The following is an 11,609-nucleotide window of genomic DNA, read 5'->3' on the forward strand; positions in this document are numbered from 1 at the left end:
GGATCAGCTGGTCATCGCCGAGAAGGACAAGACCGTCACGGCCCTGCGGTTCTTGGAATAGCAGGCCTCGTTGGAGCAGATCTCCACCGGGCGTTCCTTGCCATAGCTCGTGACTTCCAGACGCGACGACGGCACACCGCGCGACACAAGGTATTCGCGCACCGCATTGGCGCGGCGGAACCCGAGAGCGAGGTTGTATTCGCGTGTGCCCTGTTCGTCGGCATGGCCTTCGATGACAGCGCGGTAATCGGTGTTGGTCAACAGCCACTGGGCCTGTCCGTCAAGAATGGTCCGTCCTTCAGGGGTGATCGTGGACTGGTCAACCGCGAACAAGACGCGGTCACCGATGGTCTGGTTGAAGAACATCGGGCTGCGCGGATCGCTGGCCGAGCCCGCCATACCGGCATTCATGCCGAACCCGTCAGCACCACCGGCACCACCGGCACCGCCTGCGCCACCGGCACCCGCGCCAAAACGGTTTGGATTGGTACAGGCCGCAGTGGCCAGCACCAAAAGCAAGACTGTCGCCTTTGTCATCATTTTCATGGGTTGATCCTGTTTATCTGCTCATTTTCATCAGTATAGCATGGCAATCGGGGTCTGGGAACGGCTTGTGCCGCCCGGTCAGGGCTGCAATGGCCCCCAGGACGCATCCGAGGCGGCACCTTGGATCGGGACAGCCCGCAGGTTGCGCCCCGAAATATCGACCGAGTAGAGCGCGCTGGCCCCGTCGGCACCTTGGGTTTCGCGGGTGAACATGATCACGCGGCCATTGGGCGACCAAGTCGGGCCTTCATCAAGGAAGGACGATGTCAGCAACCGCTCCTCGGACCCGTCGGTGCGCATCACGCCGATATGGAAACGCCCCGCGTTCATCTTGGTAAAGGCCACGAGATCACCGCGCGGCGACCAAACGGGGGTGGAATAGCGCCCTTCGCCAAAGGAAATCCGGCGCGCGTCCCCGCCCGAGGATGACATGATATACAGCTGTTGGCTGCCCGAACGGTCGCTTTCAAACACAATCTGCGATCCGTCGGGCGACAGGCTGGGTGCCGTGTCGATCGACGGCGTCGCCGTCAGCCGCACATGCTGGCCCGTGTCCAGATCGGTGCGGTAGATATCGGTGGTGCCACCGTTGGACAGGCTGTAGATCACCTGCCGCCCGTCACGCGAAAACCGCGGGCTGAACGACATCTCGCCGGGGGCTGTGGCGATCTGGCGGCGGCCGACGTTGGAGACATCCAGCAGGTTGATCCGCGGGAAACCGGACTCAAAGCTGGTATAAAGCACCTGATCTCCGCGTGGCGAGAAACGCGGCGCCAGCACAATGCTGCTGCTATCGGTCAGGAACTGGACGTTGGCACCATCGTAATCCATGATCGCCAAACGCTTCAGCCGGTTGTCCTTGGGGCCGCTTTCAGCCACGAACACCACGCGGCTGTCGAAATAGCCGCCCTCGCCCGTGATCCGGCTATAGACGGCATCGGACACCTTATGCCCCATGCGCCGCCAGCCAGCGGTGGTTCCGGCAAACTGCAGCCCGCTGCCCAGTTCCTGCCCCGAGAAGATATCGAACAGACGGAATTTGACATTGACCTGATCGCCGTTGACGCTGACCGCACCCACAACAAGCGCCTGTGCGTTCACCGCCCGCCAGTCAGCGAAAGCCACCGGCTGCGCGAAAGAATTGACCTGAGAGATGAAGGCATTGGCGGGCACTTCGCGGAAAAGGCCCGTGCCGGACAGGTTCTGTGCGACAAGCCGTGTCAGTTCGTTGGCAAGCTGGCCCGCCTGCGGATTTTCCGCCTCGAAGGTCGGCACCGCAAAGGTGATCGGTTCGATCACACCATCCGTGATCGTCAGACGCAAGGGCCCGCCCTGCGCCAAGGCAGGACCGGCCAGCATCAATGCGATCAACAAGGTCAAAATTCTTTTCATCTTCTCTGCCTCATGCGCTGCGGGGCATCGGCCCTGTCAGCATCGTTTTTGCGTCATTGCGGGGCCTATACACGCAGGGCGGCCCGGCTGCACCTGTCTTTCTTTATCTCAATCGCATACCGCTGGGGTCAAATGTAATCACAACTTCGCGCCACTGGTCATATTTGTCAGCCGGTAGCTGATATCCGCCACGTTGGCAGCGCAGGATCGCGCGGCGGGCCGCCTCGAATGCCGTGTTGATGGCCGATTGGTCGCCGCTAGACGATAACAAGCGCGGTTCGCCGTCCACTGTTCCGTCGCGGTTCAGGGTAAACCCGACCTCGACCGTCACGCGCGCGGCCACCGATCCGGGGTCCACGTTCCAGCAGCTGTTGACCGCGATGCGGAAACTGTCGCGTTCGGACCCAGTCATAGGCGGGCCGGCCGGCACGGCGGGGGCGGAACTGCTTGCGACAGCGGCGGCAAGCGCGTCGGCCACGGCATCGCTGGTATCAGGGACGGGGACGGGTGTCGGCGCAGGTGTCGGCGTAGGTTCTGCGGTTGCGGTCTCTTGTTGCGGCGCGGGCACAGGCGGGACAGGTCGCGCAGGCCGCGCGACCGGGCGCAGCGAGGTGTCGACGGCACCGCGCGGGCGTTCGTCGGCGATCACGATCTCGGTCGCGGTCTGTTCGGGGGCGGTCGCCTGCTGTTCGGGAACGACAACCTCGGCCGAGGTGCTTTCGTCGGGCACAACAGCCTCGCGCGCGATGTCGGAAATCTGCGCATCCTGCGGCGGCGGTGCCGTCGGGGTCGAGGCGACCCGGTTCGCAGGCGCCTCGGTCGGATCATCGCTTGGCGGCAGGTCGGGCGCAGGCGCCGGAGCAGCAGGTGGTTCCGGGGCAACAGGAGCCGTATCGGGCACATCGGCGGGCGGCGTTTCCGGCACAGGCGGCGGTGGCGTCTCGACCACGGGCGGCTCTACCGGCGCAGGCTGCGGCGCGGGTTCCGGCGGGGTTTCCACGACCGGCGGCGGCGGCGTTTCTTCGATAACAGGCTGAACCGGGGCGGTTGGCGGTGCATCCCCCGGCTCTGGCGTGCGGGCCGCCATCATCTGTTCGAATTCTTCACCCGACATGATGGACACATCCATGACTTGCACAGGCAGGGGCGTCGACTGCATGCCCCACCCAAGCAGAAGCCAGCCGATCAACCCCACATGGCCGACCGCAGAGATATACGTGCCCGGCGTCTGCATATTATCCGTCGGCACCATCAAAGGTGGGGCCGCCAATATCCGTCACAAGGCCGATGTCGGAAAATCCGCCCGCGTTCAGCGCGCCCATCACCTCGGCCACGCGGTTCCATGCGTTGGTTCCATCGGCGCGCAGGAAGATCTTGTTGCTCGTGCGTTCGGCCGCAATCGCGCGCAGGCGCGTGACCAGCTCGGACGGCGGCACTTCGGTTTCTTGGATCATCACGACGCCTTGGGCGGTGATCGTCACCGTCAATGGTTCCTCTTCATCGCCAGACAGCGCTGTCGCCGCGGTGCGCGGCAATTCCACCGGCACACCGACAACTGACAAGGGCGCGGCCACCATGAAGATGATCAGCAGCACCATCATCACATCGACAAAAGGTGTGACGTTGATTTCCGACATCGGCGGCTGGCCGCCGCGGGTGCTTCTGCGGCCTCTGCCGCCGCCACCACCGCGCGATTTCATGACCCCGGCGCCCATGTCAGCTGTCCAACTGGCGGCTGAGGATCGTCGCGAATTCGTCGGCAAAAGCCTCGTAGCCGGCGACGATCCGGTCGCTGTCGGCGGACAACTTGTTGTAGTAGATCACCGCCGGAATAGCAGCCAGAAGGCCAAGACCGGTGGCCAAAAGCGCCTCGGCGATCCCCGGTGCCACAACGGCAAGGCTGGTGTTCTGCTGTTCGGCGATTTCGATAAAGGCGTTCATGATGCCCCAGACCGTGCCGAACAGACCCACAAACGGCGTCACCGCGCCGACAGTGGCAAGGATGGGCAGGCTTTTCTGCAGATGCGCGGCTTCCTTGGCAATGGCCACATCCATCGACCGGTCGATACGGGCAGCGGCCCCTGCAATCAGCCCGCCATCCTGCCGGTGCGACCGGCGCCATTCGTTCATGCCAGCGGCAAAGACCTTTTCGGACGCGCCTTCGGGATCGGGGCCGATTTGTTCGAACAACTGATCCAAGGGTTCTCCCGACCAGAAGGCGCGGTCAAAGATGTCCGCTTCTGCCCGCGCGGCGCGGAACTGGCGCGACTTGTCGATGATGATCGCCCAGCACCAGACCGATGCGAGGATCAGCATGATCATCACCAGCTGGACGACGATCGTGGCGCGCGCGAACAACGCCCACATTGTGAATTCGTGTGCTACTTCCATGTGCCTGCTCTGCCTGAAGGCCCTGTTCGGGCTCAATTGCGCCCATCATTAGCGCAAAGCATAAGGCAAATCCAACCAATCCGGCATCACAAAGCCGAATTTGGCGCGATTTTATCGCGCAGCTTGGCGGATCGCCGCCGGTAGACGCACAATCGCACCATCGGTGGTCATGCAGATAATGGTCACGGTGGCCGAAAACAGCGTCGCGTCGCCGCGTTTTACATCCTGTTGCATCACCAGCCGTGCTCCCGACCCCGGCAGCATTACCGTCTCGACCCGCAGCACATCGTCATAGCGCGCGGGCGACAGGTAATCCGCCTCGACCCTGCGGACGGCAAAGACCAGCCCTTCGGCCTTCATCTGCGTCTGGTCGATGCCAAGATCGCGCACCCATTCGCTGCGCGCACGTTCGATGAATTTGAGGTAATTGGCGTAATAGACGATCCCCGCCAGATCAGTGTCTTCATAATAGACGCGCAGGTTGAACACATGCATCAGCTTGGCCTTTGTACTCGGGCGGCAAGCCGCAGCGCATGGGACGGATCGCGCGTGGCCACCGGCATGACCCTGTCGTAGGCCGCGCGGATCACATCTGCCACCTCGGGCCGCAGCACCGCCTTGCCCTCGATCAGCGCAAGCGGCGGGGTGTCGGCGAACGCAAGGTCGGACCACAGCAGGATCACCTGCACCGCTTGGCTCAGCGCCAGGGTATCGGCAGGCACCTGTTCCAGATGCGCGTCCAGCCGCAGAAAAATGAAGGCTGCCTTGATCCCGCCTGCGTCATCAAAGCGGAAGATACGGTACTGGTTGGCATCCGCCTGCTGCAAACGCGCCACCAGCGGCGCAAGGTCGGGCACCAGCCGGTCGAGATGCGGGACTTCGGTCAGTTCCGCCCAGTCGCGGCAGAAGAACACCATCAGGTTCGCACCCAGTTCGGTATCGACCCCATCCATCTTGTGGTTCGCCAGCACAACCACCGCCTCGATCGCGCCTTTGAAAACCGCAAGCGTCGCATCATCGACACCAAAGACCACCGGCACGATGGGCCGCCCCCAGCGGGCAAAGACATAGGCACCATCGGAACGGGTAAAATAAGGGGCAAGGTCCGTCATCTATCCAAACAAATCCGATTGCGGCCGTGGCGCGTCCAGCCCCAGATGGGTCCATGCCGCCTGCGCCAGCATCCGCCCGCGCGGGGTGCGCTGGATCAGGCCCTTTTGCAGCAGGTAGGGTTCGATCACATCTTCCAGACTGTCGCGGCTTTCGGACAGGGCGGCGGACAGGGTCTCGATCCCCACAGGCCCGCCCGCATAGCTTTCCGCGATCAGCCGCAGATAGCGCCGGTCGGCCTGATCCAGCCCCAGATCATCGACGCCCAGCCGGTTCAACGCCATATCTGCGATTTCCTGCGTGACGGTGCCGTCGCCTTCGACGATGGCGAAATCGACGACACGGCGCAGCAGCCGTCCCGCGATCCGCGGCGTGCCGCGCGCGCGGCGGGCGATCTCGCGCGCGCCCTCGTCAGCAGCGGGGGCACCCAGCAGGCGGGCGGCGCGGGTGACGATCAGGTGCAATTCGTCCTGCGTGTAGAATTCCAGCCGTGTCGGGATGCCGAACCGGTCGCGCAAAGGCGTGGTCAGCAGGCCCATGCGAGTGGTCGCGCCCACAAGGGTGAAAGGCTGTAGTTCGATCCGCACGGTGCGCGCGGCGGGGCCTTCGCCGATCACCAGATCAAGCGCGAAATCTTCCAGCGCGGGATACAGCACCTCTTCCACGGCGGGGTTCAGCCGGTGGATTTCGTCGATGAACAGCACATCGCGCGCTTCCAGATTGGTCAGGATCGCAGCCAGATCGCCCGCCTTGGCCAGCACCGGTCCCGATGTCATGCGGAACCCTACACCCAGTTCGCGCGCCATGATCTGCGCCAGCGTCGTCTTGCCCAGACCGGGGGGGCCATGAAACAGCGTGTGATCCATCGCCTCGCCCCGACGACGTGCGCTTTCGATAAAGACCTTGAGGTTCGCGCGCGCCTCGCGCTGGCCGATGAATTCGTCCAGCGTCTGCGGCCGCAGGGCGCGGTCGGTATCCTCGGGCTGGCGTTCAGGGCGCAGGGTGGGGTCGGGCTGGGTCATCCGCCCATCTAGCCTTTCGGAGCCAAGAGCTTCAAGGCAGCGCGGATCAGCGCACCGGCATCCGCCTGCGGATCAGCACCCAGCGCCTGCGCCACCGCACTGGCGGCATCACCCGGCGCATAGCCAAGGTTCGCCAGCGCCGACATCGCATCGGCCTGCGCGGTGCTGGCAGGTTGCGGGGTGGCGCGCGGTGCGGGGGATGGGTCGGCCTCGATCACCTCGTCGCCCGTTGCGGCGGTCAGGCCCGCGCCCAGCGCCATGATGCCGGGGGCTTTGTCTTTCAGTTCGATGATCACGCGCTGCGCGGTTTTCGGCCCCACGCCCTTGGCCTTGGCAACGGCGTTCCAGTCACCGAGCGCGATGGCACGGCTGACGCCATCCGCCCCCAGCGCGCCAAGAATGGCAAGCGAGGCTTTCGCCCCAATCCCCTGCACTGACATCAACAGGCGGTGCCATTCCTTTTCCACCAACGTCGTGAAACCGAAAAGCTGCATCAGGTCTTCCCGCACGAGCAGGTCAGTATAAAGCGCTACCGCCTCGCCGTTGCGGGGCAGGCTGGCCATGACACGGTCGGACACATAGACCAGATACCCAACCCCGCGCACGTCGATCAGCACATGGTCGGTGCTGCGATATTCCAGCCGTCCAGCGATTTTCCCGATCATGCGCTGGCCTTTGCGAGGGCGGCATTCAGCCGATTGGCCGATTGCAGATGGTGGGCATGGCAAATCGCGATGGCGAGCGCATCGGCGGCGTCAGGCCCCGCCAGTTTCACACCGGGCAGTTGCAGTTTGACCATATGCGCGATCTGCACCTTGTCGGCATGGCCCACGCCAACAACAGCCTTTTTCACTGCATTTGGCGCATATTCTCCGATAGTCAGCCCCGCCTGCGCCGTCACCAACAGCGCAATCCCCCGCGCCTGCCCCAGTTTCAGCGTGCCGACACCGTCCTTGTTGACAAAGGTCTGTTCCACCGCAGCCTCGGTGGGACCATGCAGCGCAATCATCGCGGTCAGCTGGTCATGCAATGACAACAGCCGCATCGCCAGATCGTCACCCGTCGAATGGGCGATGCCATTGGCGACATGGGTGATCCGCGACCCGACCACATCGATCAGCCCCCAGCCCATGTTCCGCAGGCCCGGATCTATCCCCAATACGCGCATTGCTCGCCCCGTTGTTCTTTGTTGGAAGGACGCTAGCACAAAAGGCGAACAAAGACCAAGCGGCTTTGCGGGGACACAGCCAGCGGGCGGCGCTTTGCACGCTGAAAGCGACACCGCGAAGCCCAATGATTAAAGGGGTGTTAGGAAAGTGTTGCACAAATATTAGTCATTCTGAAAACGCATATGACCCATGCAAAAACAACTCTGGTGCGATCGGGCAAAGGCTCCTACATGCCGCCTATCAGTTTTTCGCTGCACAGCAGCATATTCAAGGATCACGGCTATGGCCACTTACGCAACCAATCGCACGACTGCCGGCATGTCTGCCGGACGCATCTCCGGATTATTCGTTTCCATCATTGGCTCTTTCGCCGCATGGAACGACGCCCGTATCACCCGCAACGCGCTGTCCAAGCTGTCGGCACGCGAACTTGACGACATCGGCCTTTGCTATGGTGATATCGACGTGATCGCGACACGCGGCGCGCGCTAACCAGCGCAGACCCAAAAACAAAAGCCGCGCTGGCGACAGCGCGGCTTTTTGCGTTCAGCCCGTCTGTTTTAATTCAGGTAAGGCGACAGGAAATTTGCGATGATCATCGTGGCAGGGTCAATTTGCATGACCCATGCACCTGCCTTGTCCATCACGCTGCCCTGCGACAAGGCGGCGACACGTTCGCCGTAAGCGACCTCGCCCACAGTCGCAAGAAACAGGCCCTTGAACAAAAAGCCCACAACCACAAGCAGTATCATGCCGCGCAACGGGAACTTTGGCCGATAGACGCGCGGCTTGACGACGATCAGGCCATCCGGCGTAACCGTCCGCACGCCGCCCTTTGCAAGCCGCTCGTGCTTGCGCACGATCTGCTTGAGACGTTTGTCGAAAGGAACATTGGCCTGCGCCATGAAGAAGCCACCCAAAGATGAACAAGTTTAACAACGCCAAGATCGCCAAAAACGGCTTCAAAAACAAGCTTTTTGTGATAGGAGCGCGCGCAGAAGGATCATTTTTGGTCGTTTCTCTGCACAATGAGCGTCGCCCAATCACTAATTCGTGATATTTTGCACAAATCGAACCCGTTTCGGGAATAAATCGTGACGACCTCCTCGGCCTGCTCGTTCAGGATACCCGAGAGAATCAGATAACCGCCCGGTTGTGTGTTGGCGCTGATTTCCGGTGCGAGGCTGATCAGCGGACCCTTCAGGATATTCGCGAAAATCAGATCAAACGGTCCGGCCATACGGGCATCGCCGCCACCAAAACCCGCGGCGACAAGGCAATCGACATGCCCGTTCAGGTTGTTCGCCGCCACATTGGCGCGGGCGACTTCGACCGCGGTCGGGTCGATGTCGCTGGCCAGCACCGGACCACCCAGAACCTTGGCTGCGGCCATCGCAAGCACCGCCGTACCGCAGCCAAGGTCGAGAATGCGCCCGCCAGTGAACCCCATGCCCAGTACATCCTCGAAGGCCAGCAAACAGCCCAGCGTCGTGCCGTGGTGGCCGGTGCCAAAGGCCATCGCTGCCTCGATCAGCAGCGGAATGCTGCCGTCTGGCACCTTGTCCGCGTCATGCGATCCGTAAACGAAAAACCGCCCCGCAGGGACAGGTGCCAGATCGCGCTGGACCTTGGACACCCAGTCCTGATCGGGCACTTCGGAAATCATGAAAGGCTTGGCGCCGTGCAGCGCCGCGAGCACGGCGAGCGCTCCAGCATCGGGGTGGGCCTCGGTGTAGGCCGCAACTTCCCACAGGCCCGATCCGTCCTCGATCTCGAACACGCCGGTCCCGATAGGTTCGGGGTCCAACTGTTCCAGCGCTTCGCACAGCGCATAGGCCGCGTCTTCGCCGGGCATGGTGGTCAGGGCGGTATAGGTCGTCATGGCTGTCGCTTTCGCTTAGGATGGTGCGGCTTAGGTCCGCACCACCGCGCCGTCAAGCACCGACACCGATAGGACAGGTCACCCCCGTGCCGCCAATCCCGCAATAGCCGCCGGGGTTCTTGGCCAGATACTGCTGGTGATACTCCTCGGCGAAATAGAAGGTCGGGGCATCCACGATCTCCGTCGTGATTGCGCCATAGCCAGCCTGCGTCAGTCGCGGGGCAAAGGCGTCGCGCGAAGCTTCGGCCGCCTGTTTCTGCGCCGCGTTGAACGCGTAGATGCCGGACCTGTACTGCGTGCCACGGTCATTGCCCTGACGCATGCCTTGGGTCGGGTCGTGGCCTTCCCAGAACACCTGCAGCAGCTTGTCATAGCTGATCACGCTTGGGTCATAGACCACGCGCACCACCTCGTTATGGCCGGTTTTGCCGGTGCAGACCTCTTCATAGGTGGCATTGGGGGTATAGCCGCCCGCATAGCCGACCATCGTCGATTGCACGCCGTCCAGCTTCCAGAACATGCGTTCCACGCCCCAGAAACAGCCCATGCCGAACATGGCGACCTCCATCCCCGCAGGGACATCCGCGCTGATCGGCGTGCCATAGACAAAATGCGTCGCCGCTGTGGGGATGGCATGCGCACGCCCCGGCAAGGCAGCGTCGGGGGAAACCATTTCGATTTTGGCGCTTTTCATGAAAAACATAGCGGGCTCCTGTGTTGTGCCCTGGATATAGGGGCACAATGGATGATTTCTACTCTGCAGCGACCAGCAGACGGCTTTGGAACACTGTCTCGTGACCGGGGCCGGGGTGGCGGGGGATCAGCAGCGACAGACCCAGCGACACCAGCGCCATGCCAGCCGCCAGCATGAACACATAGGCAGGCGAGGTCAGCCAGACATAGCCCAGCAGCGCGGGCAGGAACACCGCCGCGATATGATTGATGGTAAAGGCGACCGCCGCCGTAGGCGCGATATCGGCAGGGTCCGCGATTTTCTGGAAATAGGTCTTCATCGCCAGCGCGAGGCTGAAGAAGATGTGGTTGATAACATAGAGAAACATCGCCAGCGCCACGCCCCAGCCGAAATAGTAAAGCCCGCCATAGGCAAAGAACACAAGGCTCAGCCCGACATATTCAATCACCATCGCGCGCCGTTCCCCGAACACCTGCACCAAGCGCCCCAGAAACGGAGCCGCGAACATATTGACCAACAGCGTCACCATGAACAATCCGGTGATATCGGCCACGGTAAAGCCGAACTTTTCCACCATCATGAAGCCCGCAAAGACGACGAAGATCTGCCGCCGCGCGCCCGACATGAATTGCAGCGCATAATAAAGCCAATAGCGCTGGCGCAGCACCATGCGCTTGTTCTGCGGATGGGGCGATTCAAACTGCGGATAGGCCAGCAGGCAAAAGATCGCGACGGCCGCCGTGAACCCGCCGGACAGCCAGTAGACAAGGCTGAAGCTCAGGCCCAGCCGGTCCCATGTCAGCACGATCAGCAGATAGACGACCAGCGTCGCGGCTGACCCCGCCGACAACAACCAGCCCAGCGTCTGCGGCGCTTTCTTCTTGTCGATCCATTGCAGTTGCAGCGACTGGTTGACGGTCTCGTAGTAATGAAACCCGATGGACGACAGCGTCGTCACCGTCAGGATGCCCGCCATCGACGGAAACTGCGCAGTCACCGCCGTGGCCACGCCCAGCATGACAAGCGCCACCAGCCCCAGCACCTGTTCGCGGATGAACATGATGAGCGCGATCACTCCGATGGCAAAGAAACCCGGAATCTCGCGCACCGAATGCAGCCAGCCGATGTCCGACCCGTCGAACTGCGCCACCTCGATCACGAAATTGTTCAAAAGTGCGGACCATGTCGCAAAAGCCACCGGCATCGCCATCGCCATCACGAACAAAAGCGCGATAGGCCTGCGCCAGAGCGGAAGGGACGGGGTGTTTTCAAGGCGGACAATCTGCATGGACTCTGACTTACGCCCGTTCAAAACCAAAAGCGAGCGGGATGCTTGATCCACATCAAGGATGTTTGCGCCCCAGTCTCTAGAACGGAAGCTGCGAACAGACCCGTTTTGACAA

15 protein-coding genes are annotated in these 11,609 nt (G+C 62.2%); 1 reads left to right on the forward strand and 14 read right to left on the reverse strand.

The features are described from left to right. Positions 1–3: 3 nt before the first annotated feature. The 10 genes from pal to ruvC form a co-directional block, all read right to left on the reverse strand. Positions 4–546 carry a peptidoglycan-associated lipoprotein Pal gene (pal, locus tag VCK47_RS06405; RefSeq protein ID WP_322889877.1) on the reverse strand — a complete coding sequence of 181 codons (543 nt, stop codon included), beginning with the start codon at positions 544–546 and terminating at the stop codon, positions 4–6. A gap of 78 nt (positions 547–624) precedes the next feature. Further along, positions 625–1,938 carry a Tol-Pal system beta propeller repeat protein TolB gene (tolB, locus tag VCK47_RS06410; RefSeq protein WP_322889878.1) on the reverse strand — a complete coding sequence of 438 codons (1,314 nt, stop codon included), beginning with the start codon at positions 1,936–1,938 and terminating at the stop codon, positions 625–627. Between the two features lie 103 nt (positions 1,939–2,041). After that, positions 2,042–3,172, reverse strand: a complete 1,131-nt coding sequence (locus tag VCK47_RS06415; RefSeq protein WP_322889879.1) for an energy transducer TonB — start codon at positions 3,170–3,172, stop codon at positions 2,042–2,044. A 1-nt stretch (position 3,173) separates the two neighbouring features. Then, positions 3,174–3,653, reverse strand: coding sequence for an ExbD/TolR family protein (locus VCK47_RS06420; RefSeq protein ID WP_322889880.1), 480 nt, complete (start codon positions 3,651–3,653; stop codon positions 3,174–3,176). Between the two features lies 1 nt (position 3,654). After that, positions 3,655–4,329 carry a protein TolQ gene (tolQ, locus tag VCK47_RS06425; protein ID WP_322889881.1) on the reverse strand — a complete coding sequence of 225 codons (675 nt, stop codon included), beginning with the start codon at positions 4,327–4,329 and terminating at the stop codon, positions 3,655–3,657. A gap of 111 nt (positions 4,330–4,440) precedes the next feature. After that, complete coding sequence (gene ybgC, locus VCK47_RS06430; RefSeq protein WP_416236650.1) at positions 4,441–4,824, reverse strand: tol-pal system-associated acyl-CoA thioesterase; 384 nt, start codon at positions 4,822–4,824, stop codon at positions 4,441–4,443. After that, complete coding sequence (locus tag VCK47_RS06435) at positions 4,824–5,441, reverse strand: hypothetical protein (RefSeq protein ID WP_322889882.1); 618 nt, start codon at positions 5,439–5,441, stop codon at positions 4,824–4,826. The genes ybgC and VCK47_RS06435 overlap by 1 nt, the downstream gene beginning before the upstream one ends. Continuing rightward, positions 5,442–6,461, reverse strand: a complete 1,020-nt coding sequence (gene ruvB / locus VCK47_RS06440; RefSeq protein WP_322889883.1) for a Holliday junction branch migration DNA helicase RuvB — start codon at positions 6,459–6,461, stop codon at positions 5,442–5,444. It lies immediately after the preceding gene. Positions 6,462–6,469: 8 nt separating this feature from the next. Then, positions 6,470–7,126 (reverse strand): Holliday junction branch migration protein RuvA, encoded by a 657-nt coding sequence (ruvA, locus tag VCK47_RS06445; protein ID WP_322889884.1) that lies wholly within the window; start codon positions 7,124–7,126, stop codon positions 6,470–6,472. After that, positions 7,123–7,629 (reverse strand): crossover junction endodeoxyribonuclease RuvC, encoded by a 507-nt coding sequence (ruvC, locus tag VCK47_RS06450; protein WP_322889885.1) that lies wholly within the window; start codon positions 7,627–7,629, stop codon positions 7,123–7,125. Before ruvC ends, ruvA begins: the two co-directional genes overlap by 4 nt. Before the next feature lie 283 nt (positions 7,630–7,912). Here ruvC and VCK47_RS06455 point away from each other — a divergent pair, with 283 nt between their 5' ends. Further along, positions 7,913–8,122, forward strand: a complete 210-nt coding sequence (locus VCK47_RS06455; RefSeq protein WP_322889886.1) for a DUF1127 domain-containing protein — start codon at positions 7,913–7,915, stop codon at positions 8,120–8,122. Positions 8,123–8,190: 68 nt separating this feature from the next. Here the strand turns inward: VCK47_RS06455 and VCK47_RS06460 are convergent, their stop codons facing one another. From VCK47_RS06460 to VCK47_RS06475, 4 genes are all read right to left on the reverse strand, one after another. Continuing rightward, positions 8,191–8,535, reverse strand: a complete 345-nt coding sequence (locus VCK47_RS06460) for a hypothetical protein (protein WP_322889887.1) — start codon at positions 8,533–8,535, stop codon at positions 8,191–8,193. A gap of 98 nt (positions 8,536–8,633) precedes the next feature. After that, the gene (locus VCK47_RS06465; protein ID WP_322889888.1) at positions 8,634–9,512 is read right to left on the reverse strand and encodes a 50S ribosomal protein L11 methyltransferase; all 879 of its coding nucleotides are present in this window, start codon (positions 9,510–9,512) and stop codon (positions 8,634–8,636) included. 52 nt (positions 9,513–9,564) lie between these two features. Continuing rightward, the gene (gene msrA / locus VCK47_RS06470; RefSeq protein WP_322889889.1) at positions 9,565–10,215 is read right to left on the reverse strand and encodes a peptide-methionine (S)-S-oxide reductase MsrA; all 651 of its coding nucleotides are present in this window, start codon (positions 10,213–10,215) and stop codon (positions 9,565–9,567) included. A gap of 49 nt (positions 10,216–10,264) precedes the next feature. Continuing rightward, positions 10,265–11,494 (reverse strand): MFS transporter, encoded by a 1,230-nt coding sequence (locus VCK47_RS06475; protein ID WP_322889890.1) that lies wholly within the window; start codon positions 11,492–11,494, stop codon positions 10,265–10,267. Positions 11,495–11,609 lie beyond the last annotated feature (115 nt).

This window comes from Yoonia sp. 72, from assembly GCF_034652275.1.
GTDB lineage: Bacteria > Pseudomonadota > Alphaproteobacteria > Rhodobacterales > Rhodobacteraceae > Yoonia.